Annotated in this window: 13 protein-coding genes; 2 read left to right on the top strand and 11 right to left on the bottom strand. The window is 71.1% G+C overall.

Going from position 1 to position 17,178, the window contains the following annotated elements:
- Window positions 1-2: 2 nt before the first annotated feature.
- Window positions 3-2,240 carry a cache domain-containing protein gene (locus tag ACZ69I_RS28390; protein ID WP_467680216.1) on the bottom strand — a complete coding sequence of 746 codons (2,238 nt, stop codon included), beginning with the start codon at window positions 2,238-2,240 and terminating at the stop codon, window positions 3-5.
- A 264-nt stretch (window positions 2,241-2,504) separates the two neighbouring features.
- Complete coding sequence (locus ACZ69I_RS28385; RefSeq protein WP_470835434.1) at window positions 2,505-3,710, bottom strand: CapA family protein; 1,206 nt, start codon at window positions 3,708-3,710, stop codon at window positions 2,505-2,507.
- Window positions 3,711-3,733: 23 nt separating this feature from the next.
- On the opposite strand from ACZ69I_RS28385, the gene ACZ69I_RS28380 reads away from it, so the two are divergent.
- Window positions 3,734-4,747: a hypothetical protein gene (locus ACZ69I_RS28380; protein ID WP_470835433.1), complete on the top strand. Its 1,014-nt coding sequence runs from the start codon at window positions 3,734-3,736 to the stop codon at window positions 4,745-4,747.
- On the opposite strand, the gene ACZ69I_RS28375 is transcribed toward ACZ69I_RS28380, so the two are convergent.
- The 9 genes from ACZ69I_RS28375 to ACZ69I_RS28335 form a co-directional block, all read right to left on the bottom strand.
- Window positions 4,707-6,242 carry a glycosyltransferase family 39 protein gene (locus tag ACZ69I_RS28375; protein ID WP_470835431.1) on the bottom strand — a complete coding sequence of 512 codons (1,536 nt, stop codon included), beginning with the start codon at window positions 6,240-6,242 and terminating at the stop codon, window positions 4,707-4,709. The two genes, ACZ69I_RS28380 and ACZ69I_RS28375, sit on opposite strands and share 41 nt — an antisense overlap.
- A gap of 84 nt (window positions 6,243-6,326) precedes the next feature.
- Entirely contained in the window at window positions 6,327-7,853 is a 1,527-nt protein-coding gene (locus ACZ69I_RS28370; RefSeq protein ID WP_470835430.1) for an amino acid permease, read from the bottom strand.
- 114 nt (window positions 7,854-7,967) lie between these two features.
- Window positions 7,968-9,899, bottom strand: a complete 1,932-nt coding sequence (gene dxs, locus ACZ69I_RS28365; protein WP_467680207.1) for a 1-deoxy-D-xylulose-5-phosphate synthase — start codon at window positions 9,897-9,899, stop codon at window positions 7,968-7,970.
- 226 nt (window positions 9,900-10,125) lie between these two features.
- Entirely contained in the window at window positions 10,126-11,448 is a 1,323-nt protein-coding gene (locus ACZ69I_RS28360; protein ID WP_470835428.1) for a sugar ABC transporter permease, read from the bottom strand.
- The gene (locus ACZ69I_RS28355) at window positions 11,445-12,245 is read right to left on the bottom strand and encodes an ATP-binding cassette domain-containing protein (RefSeq protein WP_467680464.1); all 801 of its coding nucleotides are present in this window, start codon (window positions 12,243-12,245) and stop codon (window positions 11,445-11,447) included. Before ACZ69I_RS28355 ends, ACZ69I_RS28360 begins: the two co-directional genes overlap by 4 nt.
- Window positions 12,246-12,483: 238 nt before the next feature.
- Window positions 12,484-13,581, bottom strand: coding sequence for a substrate-binding domain-containing protein (locus tag ACZ69I_RS28350; protein ID WP_467680202.1), 1,098 nt, complete (start codon window positions 13,579-13,581; stop codon window positions 12,484-12,486).
- Window positions 13,582-13,703: 122 nt separating this feature from the next.
- Entirely contained in the window at window positions 13,704-14,903 is a 1,200-nt protein-coding gene (locus ACZ69I_RS28345) for an ROK family transcriptional regulator (protein ID WP_470835425.1), read from the bottom strand.
- A gap of 149 nt (window positions 14,904-15,052) precedes the next feature.
- Window positions 15,053-16,021 carry a DMT family transporter gene (locus ACZ69I_RS28340; RefSeq protein WP_467680462.1) on the bottom strand — a complete coding sequence of 323 codons (969 nt, stop codon included), beginning with the start codon at window positions 16,019-16,021 and terminating at the stop codon, window positions 15,053-15,055.
- Window positions 16,022-16,067: 46 nt separating this feature from the next.
- A complete protein-coding gene (locus tag ACZ69I_RS28335) occupies window positions 16,068-16,793 on the bottom strand; it encodes an MmyB family transcriptional regulator (RefSeq protein WP_470835424.1) in 726 nt (241 codons plus the stop codon).
- 226 nt (window positions 16,794-17,019) lie between these two features.
- Between ACZ69I_RS28335 and ACZ69I_RS28330 the strand changes: the two genes are divergently transcribed.
- A complete protein-coding gene (locus tag ACZ69I_RS28330) occupies window positions 17,020-17,151 on the top strand; it encodes a hypothetical protein (RefSeq protein ID WP_470835422.1) in 132 nt (43 codons plus the stop codon).
- Window positions 17,152-17,178 lie beyond the last annotated feature (27 nt).

Here is a 17,178-nt window from a genome sequence, read left to right as displayed (position 1 = left end):
GTTCAGTTCCTTCCGGCGAGGCCGGCCGTGACGCCGTCCCGCTTGCGCTGCGTGCCCGTCGGCAGCTGTTGCCTGATGAGTTCGAGGCTGCGGGTGACGGCGCCGACCTCGTCGTGGTGGCGCGGGTAGAGGACGGTCCTGCGGTCCCCGTCGGCGAGGGCCTCCGCCTGGTCCGCGAGGTGGCGCAGCGGCCGTACGACGACGATGTGCAGCCAGCCGAGGCAGGCCGCGGCCGCGGTGATGCCGAGCAGGCCCGCAAGGACCGTGCGGTTCTGGTAGCTGTACTCGGGGATGGCGAGGCCGGAGGCGGGCTGCCAGCTGACCACGGTCCAGCCGAGCGTTCCGGCCGCGCCGCCGCCGACGAACGGGGCCGCGGCCGCGATCTGGATGTCGTCGCCGTCGCGGTAGAGGACGCCGCTGGGGCGGGGGCTGAGGCCGACCTTCTGACCGGTGCCCTCGGCGAGTGCGTTGAGGCGGCGGCCCGGCAGGTCCTCGAACTCGAAGTAGCCGGTGTTGGCGCCGATCACCTTGCGCTCGTCGTCGACGACGCGGACCTTGCCGAGGCCGGGGCGCTTGAGCAGCGAGTTGAGGAAGTCGATGCGGAACTCGCCGACGACGGCGGCTCCCCCGCGGCCCGGCACCTCGGCCGTGCCGATGATCACCGGCTCCTTGCCGCCCTCGTCGACGACCCGCAGGGGCTTCCCGGAGGGGCCCTTGCCGGAGGGGCTGCGGGGGTCGTCGCCCGCCTTGGCGAGCACCTTCCCGCCCGCGTCGAGGACGTACAGGGACTGGTAGCGGCCGTGCTGGTTCATGGTGCTCTGGAGCACCTTGGCCATGTCCGACGACTCGGTGCGGTCGCCCATGAGGGTGGCGACCGAGGTGAGGTCGGCGTGGCCCTCGTTGAGGGCGCGGCGGACCCGGTCGGTGAGGGTGTCGGTGCGCTCGCGCTGGTCGTTGACCATCTGCTGCGGTACGACGACGGTGTCGCCGGCCCGGTTGAGCAGCAGCAGGAGCGGTGCGGACCAGGCGAGCAGCAGCACCGCGCAGACGGCGATCAGGGTGCGGGAGCCGAACCTGCGGCGGCGGGCGGGCTTGTCCTGGCGGGTGGCGGGTTCGCCGGTGAGCTGGCGGCGCAGCGCTTCGAGGGCGGCGCCGATGCGGGCGGCCTCGCCGTAGCGCGGCACGGAGACCGGCCGGTCGACGTCGCCGCGGGTGAGGCGGCGGCCCTCCAGGAAGAGCCGGATCAGCGGCCGCTGCACGGTCCGCAGGAGCAGGAAGACGGTGAGCCCGCCGATGAGCAGCAGGGCGCCCGCGGCGATCAGGCCGAAGGCCGAGTCGCTCTTGGCCGTCGGGTCCTCGGCGACCGGGACCATCGCGACGACGGTGAGGCCGAGCCGGGTGGCCACGGTCGACTCGCCTGCCTCGGGGGCGGCGAGGGTCGCGTAGCCGGCGACGGCGCGCTCACCGAGGTAGCGCTCGCCGGTGAGGTGGCCGCTGACGCCGAGGAAGCCGCCGGAGCCGGGCTCCTTGGACATCAGCGGGTGGGTGCGTGCCTTCTTCGCGGCGCTCGCCGCGAACGACTTGAGCTGCTTGTTGGACTGGGCGACCTCTTCGCGCTGCAGGTCGGTGAGGACCTGCTCGGGCTCGGGGATGCCGTCGGTGCTCAGGAGGTGACCGTCCTGGTCGACGACGGCGATGGAGCGGAACTTGCCGAGGCTGATGCCGGGGAAGCGCAGGCTGCTGGAGGCGACGAGCAGTTGCTGGGGCTGCCCCTTCCAGGTGAGCAGGGCGAAGGAGAGGAGGCGGGTCTCGCCGTTCTCCAGGCGCACCATGCGCGGGGCCAGGCCGTCCTTGCCGGCGAGCTCGCCGCGGTCGATGGCGGTCAGCGGGAGGTTCTCGCCGCGGGCGGCGAGGAGCTTGCCCGAGGCGATCTCGACGATCGCCGTGCCCATCCACTTCTGGTAGACGCTGCCCGTCTTGTCCAGGACGGCGTCGGCGGGCACGGGCTCGCCCGCGCTGAACAGCTCGGCGGTCCGCGTCAGGTCGGTGACGGACTCGTCGATGGAGGCGCGCAGCGCGATGGCGCCGTCCTCGGCGAAGTGCTGCTGGGACGACTTGACGGCTTTGGGGACGGCCTCCTGGCCGGCCCTGCCGAGGGTGAGGGCGGTGATGCCCGCGAGGGCGAGGAGCAGGACCGACAGCACGGCGATGGGGGGACGTATGCCTCCCAGCAGGGACATGTCGGTCCTTCGGCGGACCTTGTGCCGCCGCTTCGAACGCGAAGCGGCCAAGGGGGGCTCCTCTCCTGGAGTGACGCGGGGTGCGGGAACGCACGGTGATGCGTTCCGGAGAGGTCAGACGTGCGTACCCGGGAGAGGGATGTACGAAGCGAATAAAATGTGAGCTAGATCGCGTCGGACGCGAGTTTGAGCCGAACTCCGGTCGGCGACGCCCGCGTGTTCACGCCGGTCCCCGCCGACCGTCCCGTCCCGCCCCACCCCGCGTCAGTCGCCGGGGAGCTCCTCCAGCGGTTCGAGTCCGTCCTTGCTCGCCCCGCGGTTCAGGAGCGTGCCCTGGGTGCGCTCGAAGGCGAGCCGGTAGCGGGAACGCTGCTGCTCGCTGAGGTTCTTGTCGTCCCGCAGGGCGGCGGCGACGTCCACGAGCCGGTGGTCCTTGACCGCGCCCTTGGGCAGGGCGCCGGTCTCGTCCGGGTCCGGCGGGATCTCCGTGAACGTGGGCACGTACTTGGCGTCGACGTCCCACTTCCCGCCCCGCTTGACGAACTCGAACCAGCCGATGACCCCCTCCTCGGTCAGTCCGCTGGGCACGTCGTGCCGGGCGATCTGGTTGCCGAGGCCGTACGCGATCCAGGTGCCGTCGACCTTCTCCATCGGCTGCACGACGTGCGCGTGGTGGCCGATGACCAGGTTGATCCCGGTCTCCTGCGCGATCTTGCGGGCGAGCTTCAGCTGCGGACCGCTGGCGTTGGGCTGGTTCTCACGCCCCCAGTGGATGCTGAGGATGACGACCTCGGCGCCCGCGGCGCGCGCCTTCTTCTCGGCGGCGGCGATCGCGCCGAAGTCGTTCTGGTTCACGATCCACGGCTTGTCCTTGGGGACCTCGCGGCCGTTGAACCCGAAGGCGAAGGCGATCTGCGCGACCTTCACGCCCTTCACCTCGGTGATGAGCGGCTTGGCCGCCTCGGCCGCGCTGCGCGCCGAACCGGTGTGCCGCAGCCCCGCCTTGTCGAGGGTGTTCAGGGTGCGGGTGACCCCGGCGGGGCCGTGGTCGAGCGTGTGGTTGGACGCGGACGAGCACTGGTCGTAGCCGACGCCCTTGATCGCCGTGGCGATCTGCGGCGGCACCAGGAAGTCGGGGTAGCTCTGGAAGGGGCCGCCGGGCTTGCCGACCACCGGCTCGAAGTGGCAGATGCCCAGATCGGCCTTGCTGATGACCGGCCGGACGCCCGCCATCATCGGCCCGAAGTCCAGGCCCTTGACCCCCTTGCCCGTGACCTTGCCGTCCTTGCGCGCCTGCTCGGTCAGCTGCGGGTGGATGAGGATGTCGCCCGCGGCGGCGACGGTGAACGAGGGGCCGCCGTCGGCGGCGGGCTTGTCGTCGCTGCCGAAAGGACCGCAGGCGGTGCCGGCCAGCAGCAGGAGCGAGGAGGCTGCACAGGTCACGAGATGCCTGCGGAAGGGACGTGTCATCACAGGGCTATCTTTATACAATCATGAAGCGCTCCCGCACCCGGTCGACACCGATCACGAGGAAGGCCGGGGTCCTCGGCCTCGTCACCGCAGCCGTCCTCACTCTCGCGCAGTGCGGCGGGAGCTCCTCGCAGGACGGTGAAAAGCCCAGGTCGGACGGGGATCGCTCGACCGCGGCGCCCGACGGGCGGACCGACGGGAGCGGCGAGACCCTGACCGATCTGATCTCCGCGTACACCGCCGGATTCAATGAGGACAGCGGATACCGCCGCCCTTCGCCCACCGACCGGCGCACGGTCGCCGCGGGCGTCGCGCTGCTCCTCGACCACCGGCGCCCGCAGGCCGAACGGCGCCTGGCCGACGTGGACCTCGCGGTGCGCACGGTCACCGACAAGGCCGCCGGGCGGCGGTACGCGGAGATCGCCGACCGCTCCGAGGACGGCGCGGCGCCACGCGGCTGGGGCCGTGTCTACGTCGACCTCGACTCCCCCGCCCGCTGGTCCGTGCAGATCCCGCACCCGGTGGCGGACCGCGACACCGAACGGCTCGGCGCGGAGCTGATGCGCCGCTCCCCCGGCGGCGTGCTGGTCCTCGCGGGCGCGCACCGCGACGCCGGGCGCGGGGACGCGGCGGACGTCGCCCACCGCAGGGACACCGTGTTCCACGCCGTCTGCGACGAACTGGTCCGGCGCGGGCTGCCCGGCCTCCAACTGCACGGCATGGCCGAGGACACGGCGCCGGACCACGACGTCGTCGCCTCCACGGGCCGGGGCAGGGAGGCCCGCACCGAGGGCCGGGCCCTCGCCGACGCCCTGCGGGACCAGGGCTGGGACGTCTGCCGGGCCTGGACCAGGTCGTGCCCCCTCGCGGGCCGCTCCAACGTGCAGGGGCGGGCCGCCTCGGCGCACGACGTGCCGTTCCTGCACGTCGAGTTCGGGCCCAGGATCCGCGAGGACGGCGCGCACGCGCGGGCCGTGGTCGGGGAGCTGGCGAAGGTCACGCGCGGCTGGCAGCGGGAGGGCCGGGACCGCTCGTGATCCCGGCCGGCAGCCGCGCGTACACCACCGCCCCCTCCACCCGCGCCACCGCCTCGTACCCGACCGCGAGGATCCGTCGCAGCGACGGCACCCGGGCCGGGGCGTACGGCTTGCCCCGGGAGTCGTCGACCACGAGCGCCGGGGGGTGGCGTCCCAGCTCCTCGCGGAAGACCGGCCAGGCGCCCTCGACCGCGTACTTCTCGCCCACCTGGGGGCCGTTCCTGCCGCCGCTGTAGTTGGTGAGGAAACCGGCCGTGAGGTAGCGGCTCGCGGGGGCGCGGCCCGCCAGCCAGTACGCCTCCGGGTGCATCCCCCAGAACAGCACCCGGTCCCCCGGACCGGTGTGCGCCCTGACCGTCTGGGCCAGGCGGGCGGCGTGCGCGAGTTCGGGGCGCGGCGCGAGGAGCCCCCAGGCCAGGAAGACCGTGCACGCGCAGCCGGAGACGACGACCGCCCGCACCGTCCGCTCGCGCGGCAGGATCTGCAGCGCCGCCGCCGCCAACAGGGCCAGGGGCGGAGTGAGTTGCAGGTAGTAGTGGCCGAAGAAGTGGAAGCCGAGCAGGACCGCGGCCGCCGACGCGGCGAGCCAGAGCCACAGGTCGGCCGCCCCGGTGCGGGCGATGCGCAGCACGCGCACGACGGGCGGGACGAGGCCCGCGCAGGCCGTCGCGAGGACCGCCGCGTTCACCAACCCGCGTACGAGGACGTGGAGTTCGGAGCCGGTGAAGGAGGCGTACGCGCCCGAGCCCGTCACCGTCCAGAACAGGAAGCCCGAGGGTGTCGTCAGGAGCGCGGCGGCCAGGACGGGGGCGCCGAGGCCGGCCGTCAGCCGCCACGCGTCCCGCCGGGGCGCGCCGGCCCGCCACAGCAGCCAGGCGACCGGGAGCAGCACCGCGCCGCCGGTCTGCTTGGCGAGGAAGGCGCAGGCCACCGCGGCGCCCGCGGCGCCCCACCGGCGGCGGTCCGCACACCACATGGCGGCCGCCGTGCACGGCAGCATGAAGACCTCGAAGGCGGCCGCCTGGGCGTCCTCCGGGTTCAGGCCGATGGAGATCAGCAGGTACAGGACGCCCGCCGGGCGGCCCGCGCCGTCGCCCCAGCGGCGCCGGGCCAGCGAGACCAGGAGCACCGCCGTCAGGAGCTGCGCGGCCACCGCGAGGATCTTCACCGGGAGCAGCGAGTCGTCGCCGAACAGCGCGAAGCTGCCCGCGTACAGCCAGGGCACGAGGGGCGGTTTGCGGTCGACGACCGTCTCGTAGAGCTCGCCGCCGTGGGTCAACATCCGCGCCTGGACGGCGAGATAGCCCTCGTCCGGGCTCCACAGCGGTACCCGGAAGGAGGGCAGCCGGGTCACGCACGCCAGGGCGGCGAGCAGCGGGAGCAGGCGGGACCAGTACGGCTCCCCGGCGCCCCCTTCGCAGGCGCGCTCCTCGCGCGGGCCCGGCACCCGGGGGGCGGGTACGGAGCGTAGTGGTGGGGACGGCGGGGCGAGCATACGGTGCACGCTATCCGGCCCCGCATCCCCCGACGGATCGGGACATACGGGGCCGGAGTGGAATGCCTGCCGAACAGCGGGCGACTACTGTGGGTCGCCGGTGCGCGCGGCGCGGAGGTGCAGGCGGCTGTGCGAACGCCCGTACACGAAGTAGATGACGACGCCGAGCACCATCCAGACGCCGAACCGCAGCCAGGTCTCCGCCGGCAGGTTCAGCATCAGCCAGAGCGAGGCGAGCACCGACAGGACCGGCACGAACGGGACCAGCGGGGTGCGGAAGGCGCGCGGCAGGTCGGGGCGCTGTTTGCGGAGCAGGATGACGCCGAGGGCGACCACGACGAAGGCGAACAGCGTGCCGATGTTGACCAGTTCGGCCAGTTCGTCGATGGAGGTGAAGCCCGCGACGACCGCCACGATCGCGCCGAGCAGGATGGTCGAGCGGTACGGCGTGCCGAACGTGGGGTGGACCTTGGAGAAGGTCTGGGGCAGCAGCCCGTCGCGGCTCATCGCGAAGAACACCCGGGTCTGGCCGAGCAGCAGGATCATGCAGACGGAGGTGAGGCCGACGGCCGCGCCGAAGCTGATCACGCCCGCCCAGAAGGGGTGCCCGACGGCCTTGAAGGCGTCCGCGAGCGGGGCGTCCGTGGAGAGCTCGGTGTACTTCTGCATGCCGGTGACGACCACGGAGACGGCGACGTACAGGATCGTGCAGATGAGGAGCGAGCCGAGGATGCCGCGGGGCACGTCGCGCTGCGGGTTGTGGGTCTCCTCGGCGGCGGTCGCGACGATGTCGAAGCCGATGAACGCGAAGAAGACGACGGCCGCGGCGGTGAAGATGCCCATCACGCCGAAGTTCGACGGGGTGAAGCCGAAGATCAGCTGGACCAGCGGCGCGGTGATGCCGCCCCCGCCGTCCGGGTGCTCGGTCGGCGGGACGAACGGGTCGTAGTTGGCGCCGGTGATGAGGAAGGCGCCCACGATGATGACCAGGATGACCACGGTGACCTTGACGGCGACGATGACGTTGGTGACCCGCGAGGACAGCTTCATCCCGGCGACGAGGATGGCGGTCAGGACCAGCACGAGCAGGCAGGCCAGCAGGTCGAAGCCGAACTTCCCCTCGTGCGTGCCGCTCAGCGCCTGTGGCAGGTGCATGCCCGCGGTGTCCAGGAGCGAGCGGAGGTAGCCCGACCAGCCGACCGCGACCACCGCGCAGCCGAGTGCGAGCTCCAGGATCAGGTCCCAGCCGATGATCCAGGCCGGGAACTCACCGAGTGAGGCGTACGAGAAGGTGTACGCGGACCCGGCGACCGGCACCGTCGAGGCGAACTCGGCGTAGCAGAGCGCCGCGAGGGCGCAGACGAGTCCCGCGACGACGAAGGCGAGGGCCACCGAGGGCCCCGCCGTCTCCTTGGCGATCTTTCCGGTCAGCACGAAGATGCCGGTGCCGATGATGACACCGACGCCGAAGACCGTGAGGTCGAGGGCGGACAGCGACTTCTTGAGCGCGTGCTCCGGTTCCTCGGTGTCCTGGATGGACTGCTCGACGCTCTTCGTCCTGAAGAGACTGCTGCTCACGGGCGTACCTCCCACGCTTGTCGTCCCCGACATGATCGAGAGGGCGAGTACCCCGAAAGCTCCGGCGCGGGCCTATTCACGCGAATGGGCCGGTCCCACCACCCGTACAGGGTGCTGAAACCGGCCCGTCGGCGGTGCGTGTTGACGTCAGTCCCGCGCGGGCTCCACGGAGTCCACGGCCGCGGCGGCGGTCCGCTCGAACCTGCCGTCCAGCTTGGCCACCAGGCCCGTGACCTGCCGGGCGATGTCCGGGGCCGTCAGGCCGATCTCGGCCAGGATCTCCTTGCGGGAGGCGTGGTCGAGGAAGCGCGGCGGGATGCCGAAGTCGCGCAGCGGGACGTCGACGCCCGCGTCGCGCAGGGCCTGGGCGATGGCCGAACCGACGCCGCCCGCACGGGAGTTGTCCTCGACGGTGACGACGACGCGGTGCTTCTCGGCGAGCGGGGCCATCGCCTCGTCGACCGGCTTGACCCAGCGCGGGTCGACGACGGTGGTGGTGATGCCCTGCTTGTCCAGGAGGTCGGCGATCTCCAGGCACATCGGCGCGAGCGCGCCGACGGAGACGAGGAGCACGTCCGGCTTGCCGGTGGCGGCCTTGCGCAGCACGTCCATGGCGCCGACCTTGCCGACGGCCTTGACCGCCGGGCCGACCGCGCCCTTGGAGTAGCGCACCACGGTCGGGGCGTCGTCGACCGCGACGGCCTCGCGCAGCTGGAGGCGGACCTGGTCGGCGTCGCGCGGGGCGGCGATGCGCAGGGTCGGCACGCACTGCAGGATCGACATGTCCCACATGCCGTTGTGCGAGGCGCCGTCCGTGCCGGTGACGCCCGCGCGGTCCAGGACGAAGGTGACGCCGCACTTGTGCAGGGCCACGTCCATCAGGAGCTGGTCGAAGGCGCGGTTGAGGAACGTCGCGTAGACCGCGAAGACCGGGTGCAGGCCGCCGGTGGCCAGGCCCGCCGCGGAGACGGCCGCGTGCTGCTCGGCGATGCCCACGTCGTAGACGCGGTCGGGGAACGCCTTGGAGAACTTCTCCAGGCCGACCGGCTGGAGCATGGCCGCCGTGATGGCGACGATGTCCTCGCGCTCGTGGCCGAGCTTGACCATCTCCTCGCCGAAGACGGACGTCCAGTCCATGCCGCCCGCGGCGATGGGCAGGCCCGTGTCGGGGTGGATCGGGCCGATGCCGTGGAAGTGGTCGGCCTCGTCCTCCTCGGCGGGCTTGTAGCCGCGGCCCTTCTCGGTGAGGCAGTGCACGATCACCGGGCCGCCGAAGCGCTTGGCGCGCTGCAGGGCGGACTCCAGGGCCTCGATGTCGTGGCCGTCGATGGGGCCGACGTACTTCAGGCCGAGGTCCTCGAACATGCCCTGCGGGGCGATGAAGTCCTTCAGGCCCTTCTTGGCGCCGTGCAGGGTCTCGTAGAGCGGCCTGCCGACGACCGGCGTGCGCTCCAGGAAGTCCTTCCCACGGGCCAGGAAGCGCTCGTAGCCGTCGGTGGTGCGCAGGGTCGCCAGATGGTTGGCGAGGCCACCGATCGTGGGCGCGTAGGAGCGCTCGTTGTCGTTGACGACGATCACCAGGGGGCGGTCCTTGGCGGCGGCGATGTTGTTCAGCGCCTCCCAGGCCATGCCGCCGGTCAGCGCGCCGTCGCCGATGACGGCCACGACGTGGTCGTCCTTGGCGCGCACCTCGTTCGCCTTGGCGAGGCCGTCGGCCCAGCCGAGGACCGTGGACGCGTGGCTGTTCTCGATCACGTCGTGGTCGGACTCGGCGCGCGAGGGGTAGCCGGAGATGCCGCCCTTGGTGCGCAGCTTCTCGAAGTCCTGGCGGCCGGTGAGCAGCTTGTGCACGTAGCTCTGGTGGCCGGTGTCGAAGAGGATCTTGTCCTGGGGGGACTCGAAGACACGGTGCAGGGCGATGGTGAGCTCTACCACGCCCAGGTTGGGGCCGAGGTGGCCGCCGGTCTTGGAGACTGCTTCGACGAGGAAGCCTCGGATCTCTCCCGCCAGCTGGTTCAGCTCCTCGGGGCTGAGACGGTCCAGATCGCGCGGTCCCGTGATGCGGGTCAGCAGCGGCACCCGTGCCTCCTTGCAGTAGAGCTGAGATGTGCTGTTCGAGCGTTGCCGGGTCTGTCGAGTCTAATGTTCCGCTACCGCCGCACGCGTCCGGGAGCCGTTTTCCCGGTCACACGAACAGCGGAACCCCGCGCCCCTGATAAGGGGCGCGGGGAACTGCGCGCTCAGCCGGAGACCTCCCGCGGACGAAGGAACCGGGGAACCGCCCCACGATCCGTTCAGGGGAACGCTACGCGCGACCGGCCGATTTCTGGGTACGCCGGGAAACAGAGTCGATGACCACCGCGGCGAGCAGCACCGCCCCCGTGATCATGAACTGAATCTCACTCGCCATGCCGAGCATGTTGAGGCCCTGCTGGATCGACTGGATGACCAGCATGCCGAGCAGCGCGGACCACACCTTGCCGCGCCCGCCGAAGAGGCTCGTGCCGCCGATGACCGCCGCGGCGATCACCATCATCAGCGTGTTGCCGCCGCCCAGGCTCTTCGTGGCGCCGCCCGAGAGGCTCGCGATGAAGAGGCCGCCGAAGGCGGCGAGCATGCCGGAGATGCCGAAGACGATGATCCGGACGCGGTCCACGTTGATGCCCGCGCGCCGCGCGGCCTCCGCGTTGCCGCCGACCGCGAAGACCTGGCGGCCGAAGGTGGTGCGGCGCGCCACGAAGTCCGCGATCACCAGGACGGCGAGGAAGAGCACCAGGGCGAGCGGCAGGCCGCGGGCGCCGACCGGCTCGTTCAGCTCGTAGGCGGCGCCGCCCGCGAGGACGGCGACGACGACCGTGCGCAGCACGATCTCGCTGACCGGGCGGGACGGCAGGCCCGCGCCCCTGCGGCGGCGGCTGTCGAGCAGCAGGGAGGCCGCGTACGCGATGATCGCCACGGCCGCGAGGCCGTAGGCCGCGCCCTTCTCGGCGAAGAAGTGCCCGGTGAGGTCCTCGACGACGCTGCCCTCGGGCGTGTTGATGCTGCCCTCGCCGCCCATCAGCCAGATCTGCACACCGCTCCAGCCGAGGAACCCGGCCAGGGTGACCACGAAGGCGGGCACGCCGATCTTGGCGAAGAAGAAGCCGTGCAGGGCGCCGATGACCAGGCCGGTCAGGACGGCGACGAGCACCGAGAGCCAGTCGTTCATCTCGTGGGTAACGCTCAGCACGGCCCAGACGGCCGCGCCCATGCCCGCCACCGAGCCGACCGACAGGTCGATCTCGCCGAGCAGCAGCACGAAGACGATGCCGACGGCCATGATGCCGAGGCCGGAGGTGAAGACCGCGATGTTCGCGAGGCTGCTCGCGTCCAGGAAGTGGTCGTTCTTCAGCTGGAAGATGATCGCGATGAGGATCAGGCCGACGACGACGGGCAGCGAGCCGAGCTCACCGCCGCGCATCTTGCGCTTGAACTCGGTCCAGTAGCCGGCCAGGCCCTCCTCGCGGACGAGCAGGCGCGGGTCGACGGCGGGGATCGGCGCGGCCGACGTGGCCGCCGGGTCGGGCGCGGTGCCCTGCGCGTCGACCGGGTCGGCGGCGGGCTTGGTGTTCTTGGCGAGGTCGCTCACTTCGCGTCCTCCTTCGTGACCGGGGCCGAGCGCGCCTTGCGGCGGGTCACGGCGTTGTCCGTGGCGCCGGTGATGGCGGCGATGACCTCTTCGTTGGTGGTGTCCGCGACGGTGAACGTGCCGTTGTTGCGGCCGAGCCGCAGCACCGCGACGCGGTCGGCGACGGCCTTCACGTCGGCCATGTTGTGGCTGATGAGGATCACGCCGTGGCCGCGCTCGCGCAGCCGCTCCACCAGGTCGAGGACCTGCGCGGTCTGCTCGACGCCGAGGGCCGCGGTGGGCTCGTCGAGGATGACGACCTTGGGGTCGCCGACCAGCGCGCGGGCGATGGCGACGACCTGGCGCTGACCGCCGGAGAGGGCGGCGACCGGGATGCGGACGCTGGGGATGCGGATGGAGAGGGTGTCCAGGAGCTGCTTGGCCCGCTTCTCCATCTTGATCTCGTCGAGGACGCTCGCCGTCTTCAGCTCGCTGCCGAGGAACAGGTTGGCGACGACGTCGAGGTTGTCGCAGAGGGCGAGGTCCTGGTAGACGGTGGCGACGCCGAGGTTCTGGGCGTCGTGCGGGCGTCCGATGCGGACCGGCCTGCCCTCCCACTCGATGGTTCCGTCGTCGATCGGGTGGACGCCCGAGATCGTCTTGACGAGGGTGGACTTGCCGGCGCCGTTGTCGCCGACGAGGGCGACCACCTCACCGGTGTGGATTTCGAGGTCTACGTCCGTGAGCGCCTGGACGGCGCCGAACCGCTTGGAGACCCCGCGCAACGCCAGCACGGGCGTAGCGGACACGTGAATCATCTCCTTCGCCGCCTGACCGGCGGGGATGGTGGTGCAGAAGGACAGTGCCGCACGAGCGACGCTCACCGGGGAGAGCGGTGCTCCGCGAGCGAGTCCGGTGCCCGCCCCCCGTTTGCGGGGCGGATGATGGGGCGGGGCACCGGACCGGTACCGGAGCCCGTGCCGTACGGGCTCCCGGGAGCGCTCTCTCGCGCCCCCGGGGCTCATCTCGTACGAACGGGCTTACCGCAAACGGGAGTTACTTGATACCCGCGGCGTCGCAGGCCTTCTTGTACTGGGCCGTGCAGATCTCGCTGACCTTGTAGACCTTGTCCTTGACGATCGTGTCGGCGACCTCGTCCTTGGTGATCGCCTGCGCGTCGTACAGCTTGGCGGGGATGCCCTTGAAGTCGCCGCTGAGCGAGTCGACCTTGCGGTCGGTGATCGCGTCGATGTCCTTGCCCTGCAGCAGGCGCACCGCGATCTCGGCGGTGGTCTCCGCCTCCGGCCGGATCTGCTTGTAGATCGTGTAGTCCTGGGTGCCGGTCAACAGGCGCTGCACGCCCGCGAGTTCGGCGTCCTGGCCGCCGACCGGGACCTTGATGCCGCGGCCCTTGAGGGCGTTGATCGCGGCGCCCGCCATGCCGTCGTTGGCGGCGTAGACGCCCTGGATGCCGTCCTTGCCGAGCTTGTCGATCGCGGAGGACATCTTGCGGCTCGCCTCGTCCGGCGACCAGTCCGGGATGTCCTGCTCGTACGCGATCTTCTTGACCTTCTTGTCGAGCACCGAGTGGGCGCCCTTCTTGAAGAACGGCGCGTTCGGGTCGGTCGGCGAGCCGTTGATCATGACGACGTTGGCGTCCTTGGCCTTCGAGCCGAGGGCCTTGACCATGGCTCCGCCCTGCAGGCGGCCGATCTTCTCGTTGTCGTAGCTGACGTACGCGGAGAGGGGGCCCTCGGCGAGGCGGTCGTACGCGACGACCTTCACGCCCTGCTTGTCGGCCTGCTTCACCCACGACTTGGTCGACTTGTAGTCGACCGCGTCCAGGATGATGACCTTGATGCCCTGGGTGACGAGGGCGTCGAACTGCTTCTTCTGGGTCTCGATGTCCTGTGCGGCGTTGTTGTACTTGACCTTGCAGTCCGAGCAGAGTTCCTTGATCTTCGCCTCCATGATGGGGCGGTCGAAGGTCTCGTAGCGCGTGGTCTTGTTCTCGGGGAGCAGCAGACCGATGGTCTTGTTGTCGCCGCCGCTGCCCTTGTCGTCGTCGTCGCCGGCCTTGCCGCACGCGGTCATGGCCAGTGCCATCGAAACCGCGGCCGTGCCTATGACGACGCGACGCGTCATTGCGTTCATGGTGGGGTGCCTCCCTGACGAGGCCGCGTCGTTGCGGCCGAGGTGGCTCGAAGTCAACTCGGCCGCCACACCAGCGTCAAGGAGTAAATCCTTAACGAGATGACAACGGTGCCATGCGTTATCTAAGTGAAGGCAGGTGTGCTCGCAGGCAGCGTTCCGTCCAAAAGGGTTGAATCGCCCATCTCGCTCAGCGCGAGGGCCAGCGCGCCGAGCACCTCGGCCCGTCCGCCGAGCGCGCCGGGCAGGACGGACAGCATGCGCGCGGCGCTCGGGATGGCATACCGCCCGACCGACTCCCTGATGGGCCCAAGCACCAGCTCGCCCGCCTCCGCGAGGTCGCCGCCGAGGACGACACGGGAGGGGTTGAGGAGGTTGCAGAGGTTCGCGACGCCGCTGCCGATGTGCCGTCCGACGTCGGCGATCACCCGTCGGCAGCCCGGGTCGCCGTCGCGCGCGAGGCCGACCACGCGCTCCATGGTCAGGTCGGTGCCGTGGCTGGACTGCAGGAGCGGCAGGACGTAACGGGCGGCGGCGAAGGTCTCCAGGCAGCCGCGGTTGCCGCAGCGGCAGACCGGACCCGACTCGTCGAGCGTGATGTGCCCGATCTCCCCCGCGGTGCCGCCGGGGCCCCGGTAGATCCGCCCGCTGATCACGAGCCCCGCGCCGACGCCGCTGGCGACCTTGATGTACGCGAGGTCCTTGACGCCCCGGCCGCTGCCCCAGACCAGCTCACCGAGCGCGCCGAGGTTGGCGTCGTTGTCGACGTGCACGGGGACACCGAGGCGGCCGCCCAGCTCCTCGGCGGGCTTGGTGCCGGTCCAGCCCGGCAGGATCGACGTCGAGCCGAGGGTGCCGGACTCCACGTCGATGGGGCCGGGCACGCCGAGCCCCACTCCGGCGATCTTCGTACGGTCCACTCCGGTGGCCGCGATCAACCGGCTGACCAGCTGCTCGGCCCGGTCGAAGCCCTGCGCGGCGGACGCGTCCACGTCGAGCGGCTCGGACTCCTCCGCGAGCACCTGGTGAGCGAGGTTGCCGATCGCCACGCGCAGGTGGGTGTGGCCGAAATCGACGCCGATGACGATGCCCGCGTCACCGCTGAGCGAGACGCTGCGGGCCCGCCTGCCACCCGCCGAGGTGGGCGTGACCTCGACCGTGCCGCCGTCCTTCAACTCCCGGACGATGTTGGAGACCGTCGCGGCCGACAGGCCCGTCGTCCTCGCGATCTCCGCCTGCGTGAGCGATCCGGCGAGGCGCACGGCGCGTACGACCCGCTCGAGATTGGCCCGGTGCAGAGACGACTGCGACCCCGGAGTCTCCATTGACTCTCACCCTTTGCCCTCTTTCGGGCGGCCCGTGGGCCCCCGTGACACCGGCCTCGGAAACCGCTACCGGGCCATGTACAAGTTGTGAACTCCAAACTCTGCTGAAGGAGATGCTGTAGTCAAGTCGTTGACGGAAATCGGGACGCCTACCGGGCGGACTCCGTCGAGGCCCTGGACTCCGTGGTGGCGGGCCCCTCCGGCGCGGCCGCCGGGACCTGCTCCCGCGCCTTCCCGCGCATGCGCGACACCGCGACGCCGGACAGGCAGAGCAGGCCGCCGAGGAGCGCGAGCCGGGCGGGTACCTCACCGAGGAACAGCCACGACATGAGGATGACGAGCACCGGAACCGCGTACGTCGTGGCGCCCATCTTTCCCGCGGTCGTCCGGGAGATCGCGTACGCCCAGGTGCTGAAGGCGAGAGCGGTCGGGAAGACGCCCAGGTACACCACTTGAAGCGTGGCCGACGCCGGGGCCCGGCCCACCTCCGAGACGAACTGGCCGACGAACGGCAGACACGCCAGCGCCCCGACGAGCGCGCCGAACGTCGTCACCTGCAAGGGCGTGGCGTGCTTCAGCGTCGGCTTCTGCAGCACCACGCCCACCGCGTAGACCACCGCGGCGAGCAGGCACAGGAGCACGCCGAGGAGCGAGGATCCGCCGCCGCCCGAGGTGGCGAGCCCGACCACCACGGCCCCGGCGAACGACACCGCCATGCCCGCCATCAGCTTGGGCGGGAAGCCCTCCTTGAGCAGCCAGCCGCCGAGGAGCGCCATCAGGATCGGTCCGATGTTGACGATCATGGAGGCCGTGCCCGCGTCCACCTCCCGCTCGCCCCAGTTCAACGCGACCATGTACGCGCCGAACCACAGGAGCCCCGATGCGGCGATGCCGAGCCAGGCCTCGCGCGGCGGGAACCCCTCGCGTCGCACGAGGAGGATGGCGCCGAGCACGAGGGAGGCCACCGCGAGCCGGCCGAAGGCGAGCGCGCCCGGTCCGAAGTGCTCGCCGGAGCTGCGGATCGCGATGAACGACGACGCCCACAGCGCCACCGTGACCGAGGCCGCGGCGAGCACCAGGCCCTCGGCTCTCTTCTTGGCCCTGGCTTCGCCGTCCACCTCTGTTGTTGCCACCTGCCGGCTCACGATCGCGTCCTCCTGGAAGTCATTGGGCCCGTGCCTGGGCCTGGTGCCGGGCCGAGGTGCCCGACGGCTGCTCCGGCGTGCACGGTGTCATGCCCGTGCCGGACACGGGCAGCAGCAGTACGTACCGGATCTCCTGCCGGTAGGCGGGCAGCAGCACCTGCGACGTGACCGTGGTCTCCCCCGCGTTCAGGTGCGGGAGGCGCAGGGTGAAGCGGTGCCCCTGCCGGTAGGCGATGACGTTGAGGTCCTGGCTCCACAGCCTGCGGCACTCGTGGTCGTCGAGCACTTCGTCGAGCAGCGCGCCGAGTTGGTTCCCGCCGCGGCCCGTCACCAGGGCGAACCGTAGCTGGGCGAGGTAGACGGCGGCGTGGCCGGGCCAGTCGGTGAGCTGTTCGCGCGCCTCGGCGCAGGTGAGGACCCAGCGCAGGAGATTGGCGCCGGGCTCCCTGACCCAGGGGAACCAGGTCGCCATGGTCCCCGTGTAGTCGAGGATGTTCCACGCCTGGTCGACGAGGTAGGCGGGGAACTCCTCCTGGGTGGCGAGCAGTTGGACGAGCGCCTCCAGGGTCTCGGCATCGCGCTCGAGGCCCGGGGCGGCCGGGTCGGCGTGCACGCTCCCGTACAGGGCCAGGCGTTCGTCGGGGCCGAGCGCCAGCGCGTCGGAGAGCCGCATCAGCGCGTCAGGGGTGAGCGGCACCCCCGTATCGCTCTCCAGATTGCGGTACCAGCGCTCACTCACGTCCATGCGCCGGGCGACTTCCTTCTGGGGCAGCGGTTTACCGCGCTGTAATTTCTTTCCGGCCGTGGCCCGCCACGCACGCAACAAGTCCGGGAGCCTCGCGGTGTGGTGCACCACCTGGAATTACCTCTCAGTTGCGTCATACCTGGGCGCGTAAAGCAAAACGGCCCCCGCCAGATCAAGATCATCACGGCTCAGCCCGCATACTACCGTCGCCCAAGGAGCACGCAGTGTGATCTCCGGCACCCCCGCCTGGGGTTTCGCGGTCGAGCTGAAGTGGCCGCCCGGCGCACCCAACAACCGGCAAATTTGTGCCGGTTGCCGTTTCTCGCAATTCGCCGGGCGGCAGATATTTGCCGCTTGACGGTGATCGATTTGCACTGGAAGCATC

The sequence above is a fragment of the Streptomyces sp. NPDC036815 genome (assembly GCF_055609205.1).
This window is presented reverse-complemented; position numbering and strand designations above follow the sequence as displayed.